This is a genomic window from Clostridium sp. CCUG 7971 (genome assembly GCF_017590215.1).
In the GTDB taxonomy this organism is placed as follows: Bacteria; Bacillota; Clostridia; order Peptostreptococcales; family Peptostreptococcaceae; genus Faecalimicrobium.
Window position 1 is genome coordinate 1 of sequence record NZ_JAFFPK010000094.1, and the last position, 24,463, is coordinate 24,463.

Below are 24,463 nucleotides of genomic sequence, written 5' to 3' on the forward strand. Positions count from 1 at the left end.
CTTACTCCTCTTTTTATTATTCGTAAATAGATTTTGAGTACTCAGTAGGTGAAACTCCAAAGCTTGATTTAAATTTCTTAGAAAAATAATGTATTGATGAAAATCCAAGAATTTCTGAAATTTCACTAAGTGTATATGTAGAGCTTTTAATAAGTTCCTTACTTTTATTAAGTTTTAGTTCATTTATATAATTTTTTACAGTATTATTCATATTCTTTTTAAATAAAGAATGAAGCATAGAAGTACTTATACAAAAATGAGTGCACAAAGTATCAATAGATATCTTTGAATCAATATTATCATCTATAAATTTAATAATATCATTTAATAATTGATTTTCATAAGTTTGTTGCATATGAGTAGTAGGCCTTGATTGAGAATAGGAATTTTCTAATCTAAGAGTTTGTATTATAAGCTGCTTTAAATAACAAAGGGCTAAATCATTAGAATATATACTATCATTAGATAGCTCTTTGATAAGATTACTAACTACAGAATAAGATTCTCTTTGAAGATTAAATACCTTATTACACAACAACTCATGATGATTAAAATCCATATTAAAATTAATTGTTAAATAAGAACTACTATTTTTGTCTAATGTAGACTGAGTATGAAACTGTAGTGGGGCATAGAAAATTAAATCTCCTTGTTTTAGTTCATAATCTTTACCATCTACTGTAGTTGATAATACACCTTTATCAACGTAGGTTAGTTCCCAGTAGGGATGAGTTTCACCAGGAAAGTTATAATTAATGCCTTTCTCTTGATAAAACTTAGTATATATTTCATTTATATTTAAAGATGAAGATATAGACGAATATGTATACTCCTCTTCTAAGTCAACCAATGGAAATTCATTACAACGTGATGAAATTAAAATTTCTGCTTCATCTGATATAGAAATAAAATTAAAATATACACCTTTTTTTATAGTGATATTTCTATTTATTATAAAAGATTTCATACTACTAATATCAAGTGATACTAAAATCATGACAACACCTTTTGAAACACTAATTATTGTATCGTCGTCAGTTATAAGCTTAAAATTTTTAATATTTTTATTACTAAATTTATAATAAGTTGAAGTATTTAAATCTAATTCTTTATAAGTAATACTACCAAAGTATTTAAAACTAGGACTAGTTGTTTTATTGAACATGAAATTATCACCCCCTAAAAAATCCAATTTTAGTATATTTAAATTATATCTATATACCATTAATAAACTCAAGCAAATAATTACAATTAGCTCAAATTTTATTTTGAAAAATAAGTAAAGTATGTCCTATAGGACAAAGAATACATATTTAGGAAAATGTTTATTTAAAATACTTTAGCTTATAAATGTAAAAATTTTCTATATAGGGGTAAGATTAATCTATTTTAATAGAGAATAAATGGGACTACTATTATAGTATAGAAAATTAATTAACTTATAAGAGGGGGAATATATGTGGACGCAAAAACAGTAACACCAAAAAAGCCACAAAATAAAGAGCCTAAATTTAGTAAAATATTAGGAAAAAGTAAAAAACAAAGAAGCCAAAATTTATTTATATTGTGTTGTGTAGCACCAACTGTTTTATTGTTTTTATTATTTAAAATATATCCTATGTTAAATGCAGCTAAAATGTCATTTTATAGATCTACTGGACTTAGTAGTAATCCTACATTTATAGGATTTGAAAACTTTGTAACGTTATTTAATGACCCAGTATTTTGGAAGTCATTAGGAAATACGTTCTTTATATTAGGATTATTTCCAATAATTACTATGTTGCTTGCACTATTCTTTGCAGTAATACTTACACAAGGAAAAATATTCGAGTGGGAGAAAACGTTATACCGCTTAGTATTCTTTTTACCAAATGTATTATCTATGGTAGTTATTGGTATGTTATTTATGTATATATATGACTTTAATTTAGGTATATTGAACTCATTCTTAGACTTTATAGGAATGGGAATGTTAAAGAGAACTTGGCTTGGAGAAAGTAATACAGTATTATGGGCATTAGTATTTACAATGGTATGGCAAGCAACGGGTTATTACATGGTAATGTATATATCAGGAATAAATAGAATACCTCAAGATTTATATGAGGCAGCAACACTTGATGGAGCAAGTAAAATAAAACAATTCTTTATAATAACTCTTCCGTTAATATGGGAAGTAGTAAGGGTTACAATTACATTCTTTATAACAGGTGCATTTAATTTAAGTTTCATATTTGTAAAAGTAATGACAAAGGGTGGACCTGATAATGCATCATCAACATTATTAAATCAGATGGATACTCAAGCATTTATGAATGCAAATTACGGATATGCTATGGCAATATCAGTAGTAGTATTTGTTATAGCAATAGTACTTGCTTTAATAGTTAAAAAGATTACAGAAAAAGAAGTAATTGAATTATAAAGGGAGGGACAAACATTGGTTAGAGATAATAAATTTACAGTAAAAAATGTATTTACAGGAGCAGTTCTTAGAATAATATTAATTTCATTTTTATTTATGGTATTAGTTCCTCTACTTTGGACAGTAATGCAATCATTTAAAACATCACAAGAATTCTTTGCTGATCCATGGGCTCTTCCAGGAGCATATAATATGACAAATTACATAAGTGCTTGGAATAAAGCAAATATGTCAGGGTATTTTTTTAACTCAGTATATGTAACATTAGTATCTACATTATTTTTGATGTTACTAGCAGTTCCATGTTCGTATTGTTTAGCTAGATTCAAATTCTTTGGAGCAGAGCTTATAATGCTTGCTATGACATTAGGTTTATTTATACAACCAACTTATATATTAGTACCATTATTTTTACTAGTAGCAAAACTTAATTTACTAAATAACTTAACAGCATTAAGTTTAATATATTCAGTAATTCAATTACCTTTTGCAATATTTATCTTAACAGGATTTATAAAAGGAGTTTCAAAAGAATATGAAGAAGCTGCTGTAATAGATGGATGCACAAGACTTCAAACTATAAGACATGTTGTACTTCCAATGATAAAACCAGGAGTACTTACAGTTTTAATATTTAACTTTATGGGGTTTTGGAATGAGTATGCAATGGCATTTACACTACTTACAGATGATACTAAAAAGACGTTACCAGTTGGTCTTCAAAACTTAATGGAAGTTCAAAGGTTCTCTACTGATTGGGGTGCATTATTTGCAGGTATGGTAATAGTAATTATACCAACAGTAATAGTGTATGCATTACTTAATAAGAAGCTTACAGAAGCAGTTAATGTTGGAGGTCTTAAGGGATAAATATGAAAAAGCCAAATATAATAGTATTTTTTTCAGACCAGCAAAGATTTGATACAGTTGGATGTTATGGGCAAAAATTAGATATAACGCCTAATCTTGATTATATGGCAAGTGAAGGAGTAAAATTTGAAAATGCTTTTACTTGTCAACCTGTATGTGGTCCAGCTAGAAGTTGTATGCAAACAGGAAAATATGCAACGCAAACAGAATGTTTTATAAATGATATAGGACTTAAAGAAGATGAAACTACAATAGCAAAATTATTAAGTGAAGAAGGTTATGAAACTGCGTATGTAGGGAAGTGGCATCTTGCATCAACTAAAGATGAATGTGATTTTTCAACTTCTCCAGTTCCAGAAAATAAAAGAGGTGGATATAAGGATTATTGGATGGCATCAGATGTATTAGAATTTACATCTCATGGATATGATGGATATGTCTTTAATAAAGATATGGAGAAGATAGAATTTGAAGGTTATAGAGCTGATAAAATAACTGATTTTGCTCTAGATTATTTAGAAAATAGAAATAAAGAAAAGCCATTTTTATTATTCTTATCACATATAGAGCCACATCATCAAAATGATAGAAAAATATATGAAGGACCAGAAGGATCAAAGGATAAATTTAAAGAATATATCCTTCCACAAGATTTAAAATCTATAGAAGGTGATTATAAAGAAAATTATCCAGATTATTTAGGATGCTGTAAATCATTAGATAATAATCTAGGAAGAATAAGAGAAAAGCTTAAAGATTTAGATATAGATAAAAATACAGTGGTAATTTATACAAGTGACCATGGTTGCCACTTTAAAACTAAAAATAAAAACTTACCTAAAGGTGGAGCAGACGATTATAAGAGAAGTTTTTATGAAAATACTATAAGGGTTCCATTAGTAGCTTATGGTCCAGGATTTGAAGGTGGAAAAGTAATCCATGAATTATCAAGTTTAATAGATATACCTAAGACTATAATAGATATAGCAATGGGAAGCAAACCTGAGTTTATGGAAGGTGTATCTTTACTTGATCTAGTTCATAACAAAACAAATAGAGATGATGTATTTATACAAATAAGTGAAAGCTATGTAGGTAGAGCTCTTAGAACTAAAAAATACAAATATTGCATAATAGATCCAAATAAACACCCTTATGAAGATAGCTATAGCTTAGAATATGAAGAATGCTATCTTTACGATTTAGAGAAAGATCCATTAGAAAAAGTAAATTTAATAGATCATAGAGGTTATGAAGATATTAAAGAAGAACTTAGATTAAGAATAAAAGAATATATAAAAAATATTGAACATATAGATATTAAAATTACAAATAAGAAGTAAAAAAATCTCCCATAAAATTGGGAGATTTTTTATAGACAATGTTAAATTTATTTAACATTGAATTCATTCACCGATTGCATCCCCTATTAATATAATAGGTAGATAAAGTTAAACTAATTAAAAAGGGGATGTTTACATGGAATCTTCTATACAAACAATTGCTAGTAATAACTTACTAGTAATTTTTGCGATAGTAGCAGTTACAGGAATAATTTGTTCTAAATTAAGTGAGGTTTTAAAAGTACCGGATGTAGTACTTTTTCTAATAGCAGGTATCCTGGTTGGACCTTCCGTTTTAAAGTTTTTCGATATAAGTCAATATGAAGTTGAAAATCAACTAATATTAACTTTTGGTTCGGCATTTATACTATATTTAGGTGGAAAAGAAATTAGCTTGAAGGTGCTTAAGAATGTAAAGATAAGTGTATTTTTATTATCCACAGTAGGGGTATTAATATCAGCATTTATAGTAGGTCAAATAGCTGGAGTAAGTTTTGGGATATCATCAATGACTGCTTTATTAATCGGATCAATAATAGCATCAACAGATCCAGCAACTTTAGTTCCAATTTTCAATCAAGTAAAAATAAAAGATAAAGTAAAACAGACAGTTATAAGTGAATCAGCTTTTAATGATGCAACAGGAGCGATACTTACATCAGCTGTAATTGCTATAATACTGTCTGGAAAATTCTCTTTAACAGAAAATTTATATGAGCTAGGTATAATGGTTGTAGTTGGAGTTTTAGTAGGTGTAGTAACTGGTATAGTTCTTTTAAAACTAGTTAATGATGAACCTTATGGAATTTTTAAAGACTTTGCTCCAATTATATCTATATTATCTGTAATAATAGCATATGAAGTTGCAACTAAATTTGGCGGAAGTGGATATATGGCATGTTTTATAGTAGGTATAATAACAGGTAATAAGAAAAACTTTAAAATCTGGCTGTCACAAACATCATACGATGCAGATTGTAATGTTGCAGAAACTTTAGGGACAATTTGTCGTATGTCAATATTTATTATTTTAGGAAGCCAAGTTAATATTCCAATGCTTATAAAATACTTTATACCATCATTAATTGTTGTATTAGGTTTAATGTTTATAGCAAGACCAATATGTGTTTTAGTATGTGTATTATTTGATAGAAAAGCAAAATGGAATAAAAAAGAAATATTATTTATGATGTGGGTTAGAGAAACTGGAGTTATACCAGCAGCACTTTGCGGTATAATAACAGCTATGAAAGTACCTGGATATGAAATAATATCTTCAGTAGTATTTATGACAGTACTAGTTACACTTATTATACAAGGAAGTACGACTAAATTAGTTGCTAAAAAACTTGGAGTTTTAGAAGAACTAGATAAAGACGACAAAATATCTCTATAATAAAATTTATACATTAAGTATAGTCATTAAAATAAAAAATAATTAATTTTTATAATAAAATGCACATATACTAGGAGAAGTAGTAAAAAATAAATAAAAAATTAATTTTATTTTTAACCATATTAAAAAGATGTATAAATAAAGGAGATAATTATGCAAAATATAAATCTTATAGGAAAAGCAAAAAATACAAAACTAGAAGATTCTATAAATGAAGTACTTAATAATGAAATTTATTACGCAGCAGCACTATCAGCACTTAGTAATATATGTAAAAACGAAAATTATGAGGACACAGCTACAAGCCTAGAAGAAATGGCAATGGATAAAATAAGGAGTGCAGGTAGATATGCTTTACTTAATGGAATGGTTAGTGATGATATAGTTAAAAGCTTATATAAACTTTTAGAACATGAGAAAAATTCATTAGACTTAGTTAACTCTTTAGCTAATAAATCTAAAGAATTAGGACTAAAAGATATAGAAAATGTTATAAATGAGGAATTTATTGCAGAAAAAAACTATGTTAATGATTTAAAAGAACTTATAAGTAAGCATGACAAAAAACTTAGCAAATACTTACTACAAAGGTCAAGATCAGATTACCAATATTAGTATCTAAACTATATATAAATAAAAAACTATAGCTATTTTAAGCTATAGTTTTTTTATGGGATGTAACATTTAATTAGTGTATAATGAGCATTATAAAGAATTTTATAAAAGTAATTGGAGGTGAGTTTATGTTTGCTTTATAAAAAGCAACAGATAAAAATTTTATTATAGGAGATATAAAAATGATTAGAAAATTAGAAAATAGAGATATAGAAGTTATTATGGATATATGGAGAGAATCTACCATAAAAGCTCATGATTTTATAGAGAAAAGTTACTGGATAAATAATTATAGCGTAGTTAAGGATGTATATATACCTATGTCTGAAGTTTTTGTATATGAAGAAGATAATAATATATATGGATTTATAGGTATAATAGAAAGTGAATTTATAGGAGCATTGTTTGTTGATGTTAATAAACAAGGTTTAGGTATAGGAAGTAAATTAATAGAATTTGCATTAGATAAATACAGACAGTTAGATTTAACTGTTTATAAAGATAATAAAGCATCAGTTGAGTTTTATAAGAAAAAAGGATTTAAAATAATTTCACAACAAGAAAATGAAGACTCTAACTTTATGGAGTATACAATGAGAATAAAAAATAATTATTAGTATGGTTAATTTTAATACAGAATTGTTTATGACCTTTGCGTTCTAGAAGTATAGATGATATAATTTTTGTGATATGCTTTAAGCATAATATAAAAATATAAATTATTAAAATAATATAAACTATTAATATAAAGGAGGCTATTTATGCAAAATAAACCAGTGCTAGTTATTGTTTCTGGCTCCGTGCAAAGACTGTAATACATATACAGAACTAAACTTTGTTCGGAGCCGAAATTAAATTCGGTTAAGTTTTTTTGTGCAGTCTTTGCTTCATTATTTACGAACTAAAAAGTAGATAGGAGCGAGAATTATGAAATATGAAAAAGCACAAAATATATTACCTGAAGATGTTATTGAATTAATTCAAGAATATATAGATGGTGGATATTTATATATACCTAGAAAGTCTAGTAATAAAAAATCTTGGGGAGAAAGTAGTGGAACTAAGAATGATTTAAAGAAAAGAAATATAGAGATCTTTAACAAATATAAAGAAGGTATATCTGTTAAAGAACTTACTAAGCACTACTACCTTACTGAAAATAGTATTAGAAGAATTATTAGACAAGAAAAACAAATAGTATAAATAAAAAGTGCCTCAAGTCAATTTTATAATTATGAACTTTTTATTTATACTATCATTATACTAAAAGTCTATATTAATAATTAGAAAAAACTATGTTTTTTTCAATAATCACTAGGTGGAAAAGTTATATAGCATAATACTATCAAATAAGAGTCAAGAAATTTATTTATAAAAATTATTGTCTCTAAGCATCTGAGCACATTTACGGTTAGTTAAAAACTGCTTCAATTCAGTTAAGCACAAAAACAAAATAGCTCTATTCTCAAATTCCATTCTGTTTATAGGTAGTGGTTGATTTTTCATACTTAGCATTAGTCTATTCAATTCTTCAAGAAGTAGATTTACAGTTTCAGCTTCAAATGCAGTATGACCTATTTTATGTATAAAAGCAGATAGAATATGAGCTTGTGGTGGTGCACAACTTAATTGTGATACATGGCTATACAAGTTTTCTAAGATATCCCGTTGGCTTTTTATAATATCCATATGGTCTAAGAAAAATCTAGTGTCACTTAATAAACTATTGTTAATATTATCATAAGCTGCGGAAATGCTACTATCAATAAGTAAGTTTAAGGTATGTAAATCCTTATTATATCTATTTTCATTTTTAGGATTTACAATAAGATCTGCAATATCTATAAGTACAGTACTTACTTCTTCTTGTAACTTTTTTTGACCTTCATATATTTTATTTATATTTGTTGGAATATACATATTTATTATGACGCCTATTCCAGCACCTATTACAAATATTCCAGCTTCGTTTAAAATCCATCTAGAAGATATTTCTCCTTGAAGGAAGTAATGGGATGCAATAACTACACACATAGCAATAACATCTTGGATTTTTAACAAGAAACAAAGAAATATAATTATAAATATAAATATTGAAAATGAAGTCAAATGGTATCCTAAAATATTAAAACATAAGTAGGAAAGAATAGTGCATAGAAGAAAACCATAAACCTTTCCGATAGTACCTTTAAGAGTTTCTTTTTTAGTATCTTTTACTGTAAGTAAGACTATAACTCCAGCAACCATTGAGTATTCTAAGTTTAATAACCAAGCAATAAATATAGCAAGGGAACTTCCAATAGATAATTTTATTACTTTAAGTGCATTAATTTTATTCAATCATAAACCTCCTGTAGATAAATATAATAAGGATAATTCTAACATAAACCTTATATGGTTTAAAATAGAGTTAACTATATCTTACCATTTTTTCCATTCATCTAGTTATGTAAAATCAATGCCAAAAATATAAGCTGGATTATGTCCAATTTATGCTATGAATTCTGTGTATTATTCATGCAAATCGTCTCTCGCATTGAAAAACTTATTAGCTTTTATTGCTTAATTCTGGTACACTTAGATAACATTGATTAAAGAAAGAGGTGTTTGTCATAAATAATTATAAAACAACAGAAAATAAGTATGAAACTCAAGGTTCAGTTACCCTTATAACAATACTTAAAAAAAATAATACTGAACTTGTGGCTAAAATAGATACTGAAGATTTAGAAAAAGTACAAGCAATGGGAATTTGGTTTGCTGAGTGGCACAAAGACTTTAATAGCTACTTAGTTCAAAACTTAACTGTAACTAAAGAAAATAAGAAAATAAAAAGTACTAAGAAAAATCTTCAATCCGTAATATTAGACACTCAAGTATCAGCTCCAATCAGACATATAAATGGAGATACATTAGACAATAGAAAATGTAATTTAGAACTGGTTGATACAAAAGAAAAAAATGCATATGAAGTTATAGACGATGAAACTATAGCTGTAATATTAAGAGACAAATATGGTAAAATTCAAGAAAAAGCTTTAGTATCGTTTAAAGATTTAGATAGAGTAATAAATAAGAGATATACATGGATTTGCCACAAGGGTTCTAAGCAACCTCAAGTAATAGCTCATACTCCAAATGGTAAGGTTCATATGGCAGATGTTATAATGAAGCCAGGTGAAGATGAAAGAGTTCATCATATAAATCTAAACCCATTAGATAACAGAAGAAAGAATTTAGAAAATAAAAGTAAATAATTGAAATCCACGAATACCTATATCCAAAGGATATGGGTATTTTTATATGTTTAGGATTTAGTAAATTATTACTACCTTACTGAACATAGTATTAGAAGAATTATTAGACAAGAAAAACAAATAGTATAAATAAAAAGTCTCTCAAGTTAATTTTATAATTATTGAGATACTTTTTATTTATGAGGATACTATATTTAGAGTCTATATTACTACAGAAATATTTGTAAACTTGGATATTATATTCTTAAATGATATGATTTAAACATGAAAAGTCAAAGCAAGAAATGAGGAATGAAAATGAGTATTTTAACAGTTGAAAATATGAGCCATGGGTTTGGGGATAGAGAAATATTTAAAGGTGTATCATTTAGATTATTAAAAGGGGAACATGTAGGGCTTGTTGGAGCAAATGGGGAAGGTAAATCAACTTTTATGAATATAATTACCGATAAAATAATACCTGATAGCGGAAATATACATTGGAGTAGCAAAATAAGTGTTGGATATCTAGATCAACACACTAACCTAAAAGAAGGAAAATCTATAAGAGATACTCTAAAGGAAGCATTTTCTGATTTATTTGGTATTGAAACTGAACTTAATAATATGTATAATCAAATGTCTTTTATGGATATAGAACAAATGAATAAAACAATTGAAAAAACTACTGAATTACAAGATTTTTTAATTAATAATGAATTTTATAGTATAGATTCAAAAGTAGAATCAGTTGCACTTGGTTTAGGTCTTAGAGATATTGGATTAGACAAAGATGTTTCAAAGTTAAGTGGAGGTCAAAGGACTAAAGTATTATTAGCAAAGTTACTTTTAGAAAAGCCAGACATATTACTATTAGATGAACCTACAAACTATTTAGATGAAAATCATATAGAATGGCTGAAAAAATATCTACAAAGCTATGAAAATGCATTTATGTTAATATCTCACGATTTAGATTTCTTAAATAGTGTTGTAAATGTAATATGTCATCTTGAAAATAAATCACTGAAAAGATATGTTGGTAATTATGAAAGTTTCATAAAGGTATATGAAGCAAATAAACTTCAATTAAGGGCAGCATACAATAGACAAGTAGAAGAAATTTTAAAGCTTGAAGAATATATTGCAAAAAATAAATATAGAGCATCAACAAGTGGTATGGCTAAATCTAGACAGAAAAAATTAGATAAAATTGATAGAATAGAAATAGCTAAACATAAGCCAAATCCAAAATTTAAGTTTATAGAGTCTAAGGAATCAGGAAAGGTTATATTTGAGACAAAAAATTTAGTTATAGGATACGATAAGCCCTTAAGCAAGCCTATAAATATAAAAATGGAAAGAGGGCAAAAGATTGCTGTAATTGGTTCAAATGGAATAGGAAAAACAACATTATTAAAAAGTTTAATGGGGATTAATAAACCTGTAAGTGGAGAAGTGAAAATTGGAGAGTATCAAGAAATAGGATATTTTGAACAAGAAACAAAAATAGAAAATGATAATACTGCTTTAGAAGAAATATGGAATGAATTTTATAAATGTAATAGATATGAAATTAGAAGTATGCTAGCTAGATGTGGACTAACTAACGAGCATATAGATAGCAAAGTAAATATATTGAGCGGTGGAGAACAATCAAAAATTAGGTTGTGTAAGCTTATAAATAAACCAAGTAATATATTAATTTTAGATGAACCAACAAATCATTTAGATATAGATGCAAAGAATGAATTAAAAAAAGCATTAAAAGAGTATAAAGGAAGTTTGATTTTAGTATGTCATGAGCGTGATTTTTATAAAGATATTGTAAGTGATGTATTAAACTGTGAAAACTTAAAAATATAAAAAATACCACCTAGTTAATAACTTATACTATGGGGTATTATTATATTGTAAACAAATAAGAAAACATAAAAGGATGTGCATTATGAATAAAAGGCTAATAGTAATAGACTTTGAAGTTCTATCAAATGCTAACTTCTGGATGTGCTGTATGAAAGATGTAAAAAGTGGATTAGAACATACAATAGTTAATGATAGAAATGAATTCTTAAGAGTGTTTAATAAAAATAGAAATAATATATGGCTAGGGTACAATATAAGAGGGTATGATCAATGGATCATGAAGGCTTTACTGGCTAATCTAAACCCCTGTATGGTATCAGATAAAATAATTAAGGAAAAACTTTCAGGATGGCAGATAGATAGATCTTTAAATAGCCAGGAACTATTCTTCTTTGAATTAGGAGATGGATTTAAAAGTCTTAAAGAGCTAGAGTTATTTATGGGTGAGAGTATAGTAGAAAGTAGTGTACCTTTTGATCTAAAAACTTATCCAAGTAAAGAAGAAATAGAAGAATTAACAAGTTATTGCCTACATGATGTTAGAATGACATTAAAGGTTTTTAATGAATTAAAACATGAATATGAAGCTCAAGAAGCATTAATAAATTATTTTAACTTAGAAGAAAGCTTTTTTAATAAATCAAAAGCTCAATTAAGTAGTTCAATACTAGGGGCTAAAAGACCAAATTTTGAAAGAAACGATGAATTTGATTTTAATATAATAGATACATTAGAATTTAGTAAGTATGATTTTGTAAAAAAATGGTATGAGGATTTTAATAATAGAGATTATAAAAAAGGTCTAAAAATAAATGTATATAATGTAGAAACAGATTTTGGATGGGGAGGATTACATTCTGCAAGAAAAAAATATAATAAAGAGGGATTTATTGTAAACAGTGATGTAAGTTCATTTTATCCATCAATAATAATTAACTATAATCTATTAAGTAGGAATGTATCAAAACCTGAAAAATATAAACAAATAAGAGATACTAGAATAGAGCTTAAAAAAAATAAAGACCCTAAAGAGTATCCATTAAAAATAGTCTTAAACTCAGTTTTTGGAGCATCAAAAGATAGAAATAATGATTTATACGATCCTCAAGTTGGAAATGCAATATGTGTAAACGGTCAATTATTATTACTTGATTTAATTGAAAAAGTTGAACTTGAATTTGAAGATAATGCAGAGTTTATACAGGGAAATACAGATGGTGTTATGTTTAGATTCAATAGTAAAGAAGATGTAGATAAATATTTAAAGATTTGTGAAGATTGGTGTAGTAGAACAAAAATGGACTTAGACCATGATATGATAGAAAAAGTAATTCAAAAGGATGTTAATAATTATATATTTATACAAAAAGATAAAAAAGTAAAGAGTAAGGGAGCTTATGTTAAAAAGTTAAGTTTACTGGATAATGATTTACCAATAGTTAATAAAGCATTAAAAGAGTATCTGATCAATAATGTAAGCATAGAAGATACTATATTAAATTGTAATAGTTTAATAGACTTTCAAAAGTGTGTTAAAATAACTGGTACTTATAAATATGCTTTATACGGGCAAGAGAAAATAAATTTAAAAGTAATAAGAGTATTTGCAAGTAAATTAGCACGTGATCCTAGTATAATGAAGGTTAAAGAAGGTTTTAAAAATCCTGAGAAAATAGGGAATACACCAGATAGGGTATTTATAGTAAATGATAATATAATAGATATGAAAATACCTTCTAAACTAGATAAGTCTTGGTATATTAATTTAGCGAAGAAAAGATTAGAAGACTTTGCACCTGAGCCAGAGATAACTTTATTTGATTTATTAAATTAAATAAATATAAACTACCCGTAAAATAAGCGTATTAAAATTTATTTTACAGGTAGCTATTTTAAAGTTAACTTTCTTCTATAGCTTTATTTTTATCATTGTGTTTATTATTTAAAATTGATGGAAAAAGTGAAGCTATAGATCCTAAAATAATAAATATAATTCCAATAATCATATTAAAAGGGATAGATTCATGTATAAGTAAAAATGCAAGTATAGGAGATAAAACAGGTTTAAAGAAAAATACTAATGATGCTGTATTAGCAGAAGTTTCTTCCATAGCTTTAAAATAAAGAGCATAACCAACCCCCGTAACAAATACAAAAATGTAAATTACATAAAGAAAATTGCCCAATGTATACCCTGTAAAGAATGGAATATTTGAAAATACTCCTAAATTATTAGAATTAAGTAAGCTTGAAACAAAGTCAAATTTAGTTAAGAGAGAAAGCATTATCATCTCTAAACTACCAAATATGAAACTAAAGCAAGTAACAGCAAGTCCACCAAATTTTATGCATTTCTTTTTACCTAAAACCCCGTAAATAGCAAAAGTTATAGCAGATAATAAAGTTAATAACACTCCATTTAGATTTAAGTTTGTATGAAGAGGATTTATTATAATTAAAATTCCTAAAATCTCTAAAATTAAGGATAAAATATTATTTTTATGAATATATTCTTTTAATAATATATATGCAAAAAACATTACAAAAACAGGATTACAACTAAATAATACAGCAACTACTGAAGCTTTACTTGTAGATACCGCAAGTTGATAAAAAGTCATACTTACAACTACACACATAAAACCTAAAAATGAAAAATATTTTAAATCGGATAAATTTAGAGACAGTGATTTTTTTTTAGCGATTTTAATGCAAAAGGAAGTAGAACTATACCTCCTATTAAAAATCGAGTCATAGATAATTGTATTGGGTTAAAACTAGAGCCCACTGTCTTTAGTGCAATTTCCATAGTACTAAATAAAAAAGTAGATAAAGCTATATATACATATCCCTTTTTCATAAAAACACCCCCTAATAATTATACTAATACTGTTTATATAAATATGTGATAGTGATTAATCTATATTAGTTAGAAATTTAAATAACAATCTTAAAATGTAATAAATATAGATAAAAGTTATTGAGTAATATATAAGTAAATGATACACTTTAAATTAGCGACTGACTGGTCAGTCGGAAAAATTATTAGGGAGAATTTTATATGTTTTCAAAATTTAGCGTAAAAAGACCTTTTACAGTTTTTGTATCAGTAATACTAGTTATTATTTTAGGAGTGGTGTCTTTTACAGGAATGACAACAGATTTATTACCTAAAATAGATTTACCATATGTAATTGTAATGACAACATACCCAGGAGCCAGTCCTGAAAAAGTAGAAGAATCAGTAACAAAACCATTAGAAAAAGTTTTAGCAACAACTAATGGTATCGAGGATATCAACAGTGTATCGAGTGAAAATTCAAGTATGATTATGCTTGAATTTAATCAGGGTATGAATATGGATAGTGCAATGATTGATTTAAGTGGAAAAATAGACTTAGTAAAGGCCCAATTATCTGATGAAGTAGGTACACCTACACTTATGAAAATGAATCCAGATATGATGCCCATAATGGTAGCGAGTGTTGATATAAATAATCGTAATATAAAAGAAACATCTAATATAGTAAAGTCAGATGTAATCCCAACATTTGAAAGAATAGATGGAGTAGCTTCAGTTGATGCAACAGGATTATTAGAAGAAAGTATAAAAATAACTCTAGATGATAGCAAAATTGAAAATCTTAACAATAAGTTAAAAAATTCTATTGATTCAAAAATGGCATCATCTAAAGCTGAATTAAACAGTGCAAAGAAAAAAATAGCTGAGGGTAAAGCTCAATTAGAACAACAAAGTAAAGATAAAAATCAAGAACTTTCAAGTGGAAGTAGTGCTATACAAGAAGGAAAAGTAAAACTTCAAAATGCACTTAGTCAATTACCTACTGCACAAAAAGAGTTAGAAAATCAAAAGAATAAGTTAATAAATCAAAAGAATTTATTAGAAGGAATAATTAAGAAACAAGAAGAAAATGGAATGGAAATAAGTGATAAACAAAAAGAAGGTTTATTACAACTTGAATCCGGAATTAAATCTTTTGATGAAAAACTAAACGAAATAAATTCTCAAAAATCATCTTTAGAAAAGCAACTAAAAGAATTAAATGATAAAGAAAAGCAATTAGAAGATGGAAAAGCTATTTTAAACTCAGAATTAAATAAAGCATCAGATATACTGTCAAGTAGTGAAGCAGAGATTGAAAAGTCATCTAAAGAACTTGAAAAAGCACAGGAAGAAGCTTATAAAAATGCAGACTTAGGAAAGAACATAACAAAAGAAAATTTAAGTCAAATACTATCAGCTCAAAATTTTGCAATGCCAGCAGGTTATATTAGTGAAAATGAAGAGCAATACATAGTTAAGATAGGAGATAAAGTTTCAAGTATAGAAGATTTAAATAAATTAGTACTACTTAATATTGATGGAGTGGGAGAAATAAAAGTTGAAGATGTAGCTAATGTTAGACTTACTGATAATGCAGATAAAATGTATGCAAAAATTAATGGTAATGATGGAATAATACTATCTTTCCAAAAGCAAAGTACATCATCTACATCAGAGATTTCAAAGAGAATTAATGAAAATATAAAAAAACTTACAAGTGAAAATAAAGATATGCATATAACCCCCTTACAAGACCAAGGTGTATATATTGATATAGTTATTAAATCAGTTTTAAGCAATCTTATATTAGGTGGATTACTTTCAATAATTATACTATTTGTATTCTTAAAAAGTATTAGACCAACAATAATAATAGCGTTTAGTATTCCAATAAGTGTACTATTTGCAATTACTATAATGTATTTTAGTAACGTAACAATGAACATTATATCTCTGTCAGGATTAGCACTTGGAGTTGGAATGCTAGTTGATAATAGTATAGTAGTAATTGAAAATATATATAGATTAAGAAATGAAGGTATGAATGCTGTAAAAGCTTCAGTAAAAGGAGCAAATCAAGTTGCAGGAGCAATATTTGCATCAACACTAACAACAGTATGTGTATTCTTACCAATAGTATTTACACAAGGATTATCTCGTCAGCTATTTACTGACATGGGTCTTACAATTGCATATTCTCTAATAGCAAGCTTAATAGTGGCACTTACATTAGTTCCATCAATGTCATCAACAATGCTTAAATCAAATATTCAAAAAGAACATAGGTTATTTGATAAGTTTGTTAACGTATATGAAAAATTACTTAAAATAAGCCTTAAACATAAATTTATAGTATTAATAGGATCTTTAGTTTTACTTATAGGAAGTGCAGTTTTAATTATATCTAAAGGAACTATATTAATGCCTGAAAGTGATAGTACACAATTATCGGTTACTTTAGAAATGCCAAAAGGGTCAAAAGCACAAGATACAAGAAATATGAGTGAAGTTATAATTGATAGGATTACAAAAATTGAAGATGTAGATACAGTTGGAGCACTTCAAAGTAATGGAGAATTTTCTATGTTTGGAGGAGGTAAAAATAGTGTATCTTTCTATGTTTTATTAAAAGAGGGTAAGAAATTATCAAGCCAAGAAGTAGCAGATATAATAACTAAAGAAACATCAGACTTAAAAGCAGATATAAAAGTTAATTCTTCAAATATGGATATGTCAGCATTAGGCGGCTCAGGAATCCAAGTAACAGTAAAAGGAAATGATTTAGATAAACTAAAAGATATAGCTAAAGATGTAACTGATATTTTAGAAAAAATAGAAGGTACAACTGAAATAGATAATGCTTTAGGAGATGGAAATAAAGAAACAAAAATTACTGTAGATAAAGAAAAGGCTATGGCGTATGGTCTAACAGTAGCGCAAGTTTATCAAGAAGTATCAAAGGCATTAAAAAATGAGAACACTGCAACTACATTAAATGTTGGTTCAGATGAATATTCAGTAATTGTAGTAGATGATAAAAAAGATACATTAAGTAGAGAGAGCTTATCAGGATATAAAATAAAAACTGTGAAAGAGAATAAAGAAGTTGAAATTAAATTAAGTGACATAGCTACAATTAAAGAAGTAGAAAGTCTTGAATCTATAAAGCATGAAAGACAGGTAAGAAATATAGAAATGACTGCATCAATAGATAAAAAACATAATATTGGCTTAATAAGTAAAGAAGTTGACTTAAAATTAAAAGATTATAATTTGCCTGATGGATATAGTATAGAAATGGGTGGAGAAAAAGAATCTATGGATAGCGCTTTTGGTGATTTAATAAAAATGATTACATTAGCCATAGTATTTATATACTTAATAATGGTAGCACAATTCCAATCATTACTATCTCCATTTATTGTATTATTTACAATTCCACTTGCATTTACAGGAGGATTTTTAGGACTTTTAATAACAAACTTTGAACTAAGTATGATATCCATGTTAGGTTTTTTAATGCTTGCAGGTATAGTAGTTAACAATGGTATAGTATTTGTTGATTATGTAAATCAGCTAAGACTTGCTGGAATGGATAAGAAAAAAGCATTAATAGTAACAGGAAGAACAAGAATAAGACCAATACTTATGACAGCACTTACAACAATACTGGGGCTTTCAACTTTAGCACTAGGAATAGGAACAGGAGCTGATATGATTCAACCAATGGCAATAGTTACAATTGGAGGACTTAGCTATGCAACAATTTTAACACTATTTGTAGTTCCTATTATGTATGATATACTTAATCGTAAAGAGTTAAAACCAATCATAATAGATGAGGAGGATATGTAGTGGAAAATAACACTCACTCTGAAAAAGAAATACTGATTTTCAATGCAGTAACTAAGCTTATGCATGAAGGTATTAAACTTCATACGGTTAAAGTAGCTGATATTGCAAAGGAAGCTGGTATTGGTAAAGGCACTATTTACGATTACTTTAAATCTAAAGAAGAAATTTTAGAAAAGGCATTACTTTATAATATGAACATAGAGCTATCTGAAACTTTAAAAAAAATTAATGAAAAAGATGGTTTTAAAAATAAATGTTATATTGCTTTAGATATAGTTGCAAAAGGTGCAAGAGATTACAGTTCTGCTACTAATATATTGTTTTCTAATTTAAGCCATCATGAGTTTAAAGAAATACTAGAAAATAATAAAGAATATATTAATAGTAGATATAATTTGTTAAAAGAAACAATAGAAGATATAGTATCTCTTGGAGTATCAGAAAATATAATTAAAGAACAAGAAGATAAAGAATATCAGATTATGGTATTTGAAAGTGTAGCTATGGGATTTGGAAATACTATGTGTATTAACAATAAGGAAGATAAAGAAAAAACGGAAAATGCTAAAGATAGAGCATATAAACTACTTCTAAAGGGATTAAATTAATAAAAAATCGTATCTTAATAGATACGATTTTTTTGTATTAATTTTAAAGATTATATTGTATAATGTATTAAGGGGACTTATATGTTTAGCTTTACATATATTTGAAGTCTCTTTTTTTATATAATAAAAATAAGATAAAATTAAATATAAAGCTTAAAGGAGAAACAATGCTATTTAAAGATTTAGATATAATAGAGCCTATTAAAAAGGCATTAGAAGAAGAAGGATATAAAAAACCAACACCGATACAAGAAAAGTCTATACCATATTTATTACAAGGACATGACTTACTTGGATGTGCTCAAACAGGTACAGGAAAAACAGCATCTTTGCTATTCCAATATTACAAAATATATATAAAGATAAAAATTCATCAAAAGGTATAAAAGCAGTAATACTAGCACCTACTAGAGAACTTGCTATACAAATAGGAGAAAACTTTAAAATTTACTCAGAGTATATGAATATAAAAAACTTAGTTATTTTTGGTGGAGTATCTCAAAATCCTCAAACAAAGGCATTAAAAGAAGGTGTAGACGTACTAATAGCTACTCCTGGTAGAATGCTTGATTTATATAATCAAAAGTTTATAAATTTAAGCAAGGTTAAATATTTTGTACTTGATGAAGCGGATAGTATGCTTGATATGGGTATGATTCATGATGTAAAAAGAATAATAAAGCACATGCCGACTAAGCGTCAAAATATATTTTTCTCAGCAACTATGCCAAAAGAAATATCAAAACTAGCAGATTCTATATTTAAAAATCCTAAAAAAGTAGAAGTTGCACCAGTATCATCTACTACTGAAACTGTTGACCAAAGTATATACTTTGTAGGTAAAAAGCAAAAGAAAGATTTACTTATAGACTTACTAAAAGATAAATCTATGGAATCTGTACTAGTATTTTCAAGAACAAAGCATGGAGCAAATAAAATTACAACACAACTTATAAACTCTGGTATACAATCAGCTGCTATTCATGGTAACAAATCTCAAAATGCTAGGCAACTTGCTTTAAATAATTTTAAAGAAGGTAAAATAAGAGTATTAGTAGCAACAGATATAGCAGCAAGAGGAATTGATATAGATGAATTATCTCATGTAATAAACTACGATTTACCAGAAGTTTCTGAAACTTATGTTCATAGAATAGGTCGTACAGGAAGAGCTGGTAAAAGTGGAGTGGCTATTTCATTTTGTTCTATGGAAGAAAGAGATCTTCATAAATCAATAGAAAAGCTTATAAAGAAGAAAATAAGAGTGGTAAAAGACCATTCTCAAAGCACAAGTGCAAATGATGTTTCAACAAATGATAAAAACAAAGATAATAGAAGTAATAATAAAAGTACTACTAATAATAAAAAAAATACTTCTAACAAAAATAATAAGAATTGGAAGCAATATAGAAAAAAGACTGTAAAAAAAGTTACTGATAAATAATATATTTTATATAAGTATTATGTAAAAATATTACAAAAGTGAAAATAGTCATATTTTATGCTACTATATTCATAGAATTATAAATCCCTTTTATCTAATATATATAATATAAAGTATATTGATAAAGGGGATTATTATTATGATAAATAGAATAGTTTTAAATGAAACATCTTATCATGGTTATGGAGCTATAAAAGAAATAGTAAGAGAGGTAAAAGGTAGACGTTTAAATAAAGCATTTATATGCACTGACCCAGGTTTAATTAAATTTGGTGTATCAAAAAAAGTTACAACTATATTAGATGAAGCTAATCTTACATACGAAGTATACTCTGATATAAAAGCAAACCCGACAATAGAAAATGTACAAGTAGGTGTTAAGGCTTATAAAAATTCAGAAGCAGATTATATTATAGCTATTGGTGGTGGATCGTCTATGGATACTGCAAAAGCTATAGGTATAATTATAAACAACCCTGAATTTGAAGATGTAAGAAGTCTAGAAGGTGTTGCTCCTACTAAAAATAAATGTGTACCAATAATAGCAGTCCCAACAACAGCAGGTACAGCCGCAGAAGTTACTATAAACTATGTAATAACAGATGTTGAGAAAAGTAGAAAATTTGTATGTGTAGATACTCATGATATACCAGTAGTGGCGATAATTGATCCAGAGATGATGGAAAGTATGCCCAAAGGTCTTACAGCTGCTACAGGAATGGATGCTCTAACTCATGCAATCGAAGGGTTCACAACAGCTGCTGCTTGGGAAATGACTGATATGTTTCATATAAAGGCTATAGAGATAATAGCTAAAAGTTTAAAAGGTGCAGTTGAAAATACTAAAGAAGGTAGAGAAGGAATGGCACTTGGTCAATATATAGCAGGTATGGGATTCTCAAATGTTGGTTTAGGAATAGTTCACTCTATGGCACATCCTTTAGGTGCATTATATGATACACCTCATGGTGTAGCAAATGCGATATTACTTCCTACAGTTATGAAATATAATGCTGAAGCAACTGGAGATAAGTATAAGTACATTGCAGCAGCTATGGGAGTTGAAGGAATCGAAAATATGAGTATTGAAGAATATAGAAAGGCTGCAATAGATGCAGTTAAGAAACTTTCTAGTGATGTTGAAATACCTCATAATTTAAAAGAAATAATCAAAGAAGAAGATATTAATTTTTTAGCAGAGTCTGCATATGCAGATGCGTGTAGACCAGGAAATCCAAAAGATACATGTGTTGAAGATATAGTAAATTTATATAAGTCTTTAATATAGCCATAGTGTAGTTACTCTAAATAATGTAAAAATAGTTAATAAAAATACCTCTAGATATCTAATTGATACCTAGAGGTATTTTTATTATAAGTATAACAATTAGACAAAATACTACATAAAATATTATGAAACAAAAATATTTATAGTAGGTGATTTAATTGGAAAATATATGTTTCTGTAGTTTAAATGGTGAAATTATTACTAGAGATAGCTATGATTATGATTATTTAAGACAAGTGTGGAATAGATCAATACAAAAGTATCCAATAGCTATAGTATACTGTGAAAATTATCAAGATGTAAGTGATGCTATACTTTGGGCTAAAAGTAGATGCGTTCCTATTAGGGTACAATCAGGAGGACATAATTATGAAGGATACTCAACGGGAAATAATGTATTAGTTATAAATATAAGTAGATTGAATAGCATGAAAATAAATTATGTGAATAATACTGTTAAAATAGGTGGAGGTGTAACTAATTCACAATTATATAACTATGTTTCTAGTCAAGGATACCCATTTCCAGGAGGAACTTGTCCAACAGTTGCAGTTAGCGGATATAGTCTTGGAGGAGGATGGGGCTTATCTTCTAGAAAATTAGGTCTCGGATGTGACAGTCTTGTAGAGATAGAATTAATAAATTATAATGGAGATTTATTAGTTGCAAATGAATATATAAATCAAGACTTATTTTGGGCAGTTAGAGGTGCTGGTGGAGGTAACTATGGAGTTGTAGTATCAATGACCTTTAAATTACCAAATAAAGTAGGAGATGTAACATTGTTTGAAATTTATTACCCAAAAGCTAGTATAAACACTCAATGTATATTTTTTGACACATGGCAAAGGTGGATTAGTAAAGTTGATAATGATATAAATATGAGAGCAGGAATATATAATACTTTAGATAGTGGAATGTATGTTTATGCAATAGGAATTTGCTATAAAAATCTATACGAAACTCAAAGATTATTGCAACCATTTTATCAAATACAAGGATCTAATATTAGCCTAAAATATATAACTTTTTTGGAGGCTGTAAATGAAGTGGGTGAAATATATCCTAAATATGAATATTTTAAATCTACAGGTAGATTTGTAGAGAGATATTTTTCTATAGATGAGATAAAACAAATAGTATCTATTATAAATACTAAAAGACCTGAAGGTTCTATTTTAACATCAGTCAATATGTATGGATTAGGAGGTAAAGTATCTCAAGTTGGTAAATATAATACAGCATTTTACTATAGAGATGCTAAGTATATACTGTTGCTACAATCAGTGTTTGAAAATAATTATTATAAACAAGATAATTATAGGTGGGTATATAATAATTATCCATATATATATAATTTAACTAATGGATCTTATGTTAACTTTCCTTATAATAAGATTTATGATTATAAATTTGAGTACTATGGAAATAATGTTTTTAGATTGGAGTATATAAAATATAAATATGATCCATGTAATATATTTAGTTTTCCACAAAGTATAGGTAATAAAAAATAGATTCTTAATATAAAAAATTAAAATAAGTACCTGTGATATGAATTTATCCAAGGTACTTATTTTAATTTTTTATATGTAATAACATGCTGTAAATACAGTAGTTATCTTATAATGAATTAATATATTTAAATATAAAAATTATTAAAAGTAACCATAAGGGCGATCTTCTTTAATGTTATTAGATAGTAAATATTTTAAATATTTTTTAGGTGTAGTTCCTTTATATTTTTTAAAGGTTTTAATAAAATAACTTACATCATTAAATCCACAGTTAAGCCCAATTTCTGTAATAGGCGAGTCAGTAGTTATAAGTTGTTCACAAGCACTTTCAATACGGTAATAATTTAAATACTCAATGGGTGTTTTATTGGTCATTTCATAAAAAAATCTGCAAAAATATTTTGGAGTCATACATGCTTCTTTAGATAAATCTTCAAGAGACAAAGGTGCCCAATATTTATCTTCTATTAAAGATACCACTTTTTTAAATTGTAGAACTTTTTCCTGATTTTTTTTAGTATCTTTGTTTTTATTTATGTATAATTCATGCTCTAAAATAATTCCTAATAAGTGGTATAAGGACCCTTGAGTAATAAATTCATGGCCAATTTTTTTTGATTTCATTGATTCAAATAAATTATCTAAGCATACTTTCAAATTACATATATCAGTAGGAAGTTTAGGGAGAACTATTTTTTTTTGATTTATAATATCTTGTATTTGTTTTGTACATGCATTATTTTGTTTTAAAAGTAACTTCATATCAAATACGATACATTCATAAATACAATCTTTAGGTGTACCTCCATGAAAAATGCCATCATGTATAAAAACTACATCTCCTTTTTGTGCTAATATTTTTTCCTCATTAGTAACTAGCAAAAATTCTCCTTCTAAAATTCTTATTATTTCATACTCAGTATGCCAATGGTATGGCATGTTATATCTAGGATGGCTTGGAGTAACATGATAAAATTCTATTGGAAAATCAAAAGTCCCATGTTGCTTATTTTCTTTATAATCAAAATATTTCAAAGTACTACCTCCTATTTATAAAAAAGTGAATATTATTATATTTTCTGACTATTATATCACAAGAAAACGTTTATTATAAAGTGTATAATTTAATTAAGAAAGTTAAGTATGAAGAAA

19 protein-coding genes and 1 pseudogene are annotated in these 24,463 nt (G+C 27.1%); 15 read left to right on the top strand and 5 right to left on the bottom strand.

Annotation, left to right across the window (positions count from 1 at the left end; genetic code table 11):
* Positions 1-16 precede the first annotated feature (16 nt).
* Positions 17-1,165, bottom strand: a complete 1,149-nt coding sequence (locus JWF52_RS12115) for an AraC family transcriptional regulator (protein ID WP_208333815.1) — start codon at positions 1,163-1,165, stop codon at positions 17-19.
* A 294-nt stretch (positions 1,166-1,459) separates the two neighbouring features.
* Between JWF52_RS12115 and JWF52_RS12120 the strand changes: the two genes are divergently transcribed.
* The 7 genes from JWF52_RS12120 to JWF52_RS12150 all read left to right on the top strand — a co-directional run bounded on the left by JWF52_RS12120 (position 1,460) and on the right by JWF52_RS12150 (position 7,855).
* Entirely contained in the window at positions 1,460-2,428 is a 969-nt protein-coding gene (locus tag JWF52_RS12120) for a carbohydrate ABC transporter permease (protein ID WP_353654930.1), read from the top strand.
* Between the two features lie 15 nt (positions 2,429-2,443).
* Positions 2,444-3,298 (top strand): carbohydrate ABC transporter permease, encoded by an 855-nt coding sequence (locus JWF52_RS12125; protein WP_286184138.1) that lies wholly within the window; start codon positions 2,444-2,446, stop codon positions 3,296-3,298.
* A 2-nt stretch (positions 3,299-3,300) separates the two neighbouring features.
* On the top strand, positions 3,301-4,641 hold the full coding sequence (locus tag JWF52_RS12130) for a sulfatase family protein (protein WP_208333816.1): 1,341 nt from the start codon (positions 3,301-3,303) through the stop codon (positions 4,639-4,641).
* A 136-nt stretch (positions 4,642-4,777) separates the two neighbouring features.
* Positions 4,778-6,037 carry a cation:proton antiporter gene (locus tag JWF52_RS12135; RefSeq protein WP_208333817.1) on the top strand — a complete coding sequence of 420 codons (1,260 nt, stop codon included), beginning with the start codon at positions 4,778-4,780 and terminating at the stop codon, positions 6,035-6,037.
* Positions 6,038-6,190: 153 nt separating this feature from the next.
* Positions 6,191-6,652, top strand: a complete 462-nt coding sequence (locus JWF52_RS12140) for a ferritin family protein (RefSeq protein WP_208333818.1) — start codon at positions 6,191-6,193, stop codon at positions 6,650-6,652.
* Between the two features lie 182 nt (positions 6,653-6,834).
* A complete protein-coding gene (locus tag JWF52_RS12145) occupies positions 6,835-7,269 on the top strand; it encodes an N-acetyltransferase (RefSeq protein WP_208333819.1) in 435 nt (144 codons plus the stop codon).
* 310 nt (positions 7,270-7,579) lie between these two features.
* Positions 7,580-7,855, top strand: a complete 276-nt coding sequence (locus JWF52_RS12150; protein WP_208333820.1) for a CD3324 family protein — start codon at positions 7,580-7,582, stop codon at positions 7,853-7,855.
* Positions 7,856-8,017: 162 nt separating this feature from the next.
* On the opposite strand, the gene JWF52_RS12155 is transcribed toward JWF52_RS12150, so the two are convergent.
* Entirely contained in the window at positions 8,018-8,992 is a 975-nt protein-coding gene (locus tag JWF52_RS12155) for an aromatic acid exporter family protein (protein ID WP_208333821.1), read from the bottom strand.
* A 263-nt stretch (positions 8,993-9,255) separates the two neighbouring features.
* Between JWF52_RS12155 and JWF52_RS12160 the strand changes: the two genes are divergently transcribed.
* The 3 genes from JWF52_RS12160 (at position 9,256) to JWF52_RS12170 (ending at position 13,588) form a co-directional block, all read left to right on the top strand.
* Complete coding sequence (locus JWF52_RS12160; protein WP_208333822.1) at positions 9,256-9,909, top strand: hypothetical protein; 654 nt, start codon at positions 9,256-9,258, stop codon at positions 9,907-9,909.
* A 297-nt stretch (positions 9,910-10,206) separates the two neighbouring features.
* Positions 10,207-11,754, top strand: coding sequence for an ABC-F family ATP-binding cassette domain-containing protein (locus JWF52_RS12165; protein ID WP_208333823.1), 1,548 nt, complete (start codon positions 10,207-10,209; stop codon positions 11,752-11,754).
* An 82-nt stretch (positions 11,755-11,836) separates the two neighbouring features.
* Complete coding sequence (locus JWF52_RS12170; protein WP_286184139.1) at positions 11,837-13,588, top strand: DNA polymerase domain-containing protein; 1,752 nt, start codon at positions 11,837-11,839, stop codon at positions 13,586-13,588.
* Positions 13,589-13,652: 64 nt separating this feature from the next.
* On the opposite strand, the gene JWF52_RS12175 is transcribed toward JWF52_RS12170, so the two are convergent.
* The gene (locus tag JWF52_RS12175) at positions 13,653-14,393 is read right to left on the bottom strand and encodes a DMT family transporter (protein WP_353654931.1); all 741 of its coding nucleotides are present in this window, start codon (positions 14,391-14,393) and stop codon (positions 13,653-13,655) included.
* A gap of 38 nt (positions 14,394-14,431) precedes the next feature.
* Positions 14,432-14,614, bottom strand: a complete 183-nt coding sequence (locus tag JWF52_RS19700; RefSeq protein WP_353654932.1) for an EamA family transporter — start codon at positions 14,612-14,614, stop codon at positions 14,432-14,434.
* A gap of 201 nt (positions 14,615-14,815) precedes the next feature.
* Between JWF52_RS19700 and JWF52_RS12180 the strand changes: the two genes are divergently transcribed.
* The 5 genes and pseudogenes from JWF52_RS12180 to JWF52_RS12200 all read left to right on the top strand — a co-directional run bounded on the left by JWF52_RS12180 (position 14,816) and on the right by JWF52_RS12200 (position 23,311).
* Positions 14,816-18,454, top strand: a complete 3,639-nt coding sequence (locus tag JWF52_RS12180) for an efflux RND transporter permease subunit (protein WP_208333824.1) — start codon at positions 14,816-14,818, stop codon at positions 18,452-18,454.
* The gene (locus JWF52_RS12185; RefSeq protein ID WP_208333825.1) at positions 18,454-19,062 is read left to right on the top strand and encodes a TetR/AcrR family transcriptional regulator; all 609 of its coding nucleotides are present in this window, start codon (positions 18,454-18,456) and stop codon (positions 19,060-19,062) included. Before JWF52_RS12180 ends, JWF52_RS12185 begins: the two co-directional genes overlap by 1 nt.
* A 167-nt stretch (positions 19,063-19,229) precedes the next feature.
* Positions 19,230-20,506, top strand: a pseudogene (locus JWF52_RS12190) (DEAD/DEAH box helicase).
* A 139-nt stretch (positions 20,507-20,645) separates the two neighbouring features.
* On the top strand, positions 20,646-21,794 hold the full coding sequence (gene fucO / locus JWF52_RS12195; RefSeq protein WP_208333826.1) for a lactaldehyde reductase: 1,149 nt from the start codon (positions 20,646-20,648) through the stop codon (positions 21,792-21,794).
* A 158-nt stretch (positions 21,795-21,952) separates the two neighbouring features.
* Complete coding sequence (locus JWF52_RS12200) at positions 21,953-23,311, top strand: FAD-binding oxidoreductase (RefSeq protein ID WP_286184140.1); 1,359 nt, start codon at positions 21,953-21,955, stop codon at positions 23,309-23,311.
* Between the two features lie 141 nt (positions 23,312-23,452).
* Here JWF52_RS12200 and JWF52_RS12205 read toward each other — a convergent pair whose 3' ends face one another.
* Positions 23,453-24,346 (bottom strand): AraC family transcriptional regulator, encoded by an 894-nt coding sequence (locus JWF52_RS12205; RefSeq protein WP_208333827.1) that lies wholly within the window; start codon positions 24,344-24,346, stop codon positions 23,453-23,455.
* Positions 24,347-24,463 lie beyond the last annotated feature (117 nt).

What these genes read in the sequence shown, in the direction of transcription:
- JWF52_RS12170 (WP_286184139.1), top strand. Translation starts at nt 11,837, where the DNA reads ATGAATAAAAGGCTAATAGTAATAGACTTTGAAGTTCTATCAAATGCT.
- JWF52_RS12140 (WP_208333818.1), top strand. Translation starts at nt 6,191, where the DNA reads ATGCAAAATATAAATCTTATAGGAAAAGCAAAAAATACAAAACTAGAA.
- JWF52_RS12115 (WP_208333815.1), bottom strand. Translation starts at nt 1,165, where the DNA reads ATGTTCAATAAAACAACTAGTCCTAGTTTTAAATACTTTGGTAGTATT.
- JWF52_RS12180 (WP_208333824.1), top strand. Translation starts at nt 14,816, where the DNA reads ATGTTTTCAAAATTTAGCGTAAAAAGACCTTTTACAGTTTTTGTATCA.
- JWF52_RS19700 (WP_353654932.1), bottom strand. Translation starts at nt 14,614, where the DNA reads ATGAAAAAGGGATATGTATATATAGCTTTATCTACTTTTTTATTTAGT.
- JWF52_RS12130 (WP_208333816.1), top strand. Translation starts at nt 3,301, where the DNA reads ATGAAAAAGCCAAATATAATAGTATTTTTTTCAGACCAGCAAAGATTT.
- JWF52_RS12150 (WP_208333820.1), top strand. Translation starts at nt 7,580, where the DNA reads ATGAAATATGAAAAAGCACAAAATATATTACCTGAAGATGTTATTGAA.
- JWF52_RS12165 (WP_208333823.1), top strand. Translation starts at nt 10,207, where the DNA reads ATGAGTATTTTAACAGTTGAAAATATGAGCCATGGGTTTGGGGATAGA.
- JWF52_RS12175 (WP_353654931.1), bottom strand. Translation starts at nt 14,393, where the DNA reads ATGTGTGTAGTTGTAAGTATGACTTTTTATCAACTTGCGGTATCTACA.
- JWF52_RS12145 (WP_208333819.1), top strand. Translation starts at nt 6,835, where the DNA reads ATGATTAGAAAATTAGAAAATAGAGATATAGAAGTTATTATGGATATA.
- fucO (WP_208333826.1), top strand. Translation starts at nt 20,646, where the DNA reads ATGATAAATAGAATAGTTTTAAATGAAACATCTTATCATGGTTATGGA.
- JWF52_RS12135 (WP_208333817.1), top strand. Translation starts at nt 4,778, where the DNA reads ATGGAATCTTCTATACAAACAATTGCTAGTAATAACTTACTAGTAATT.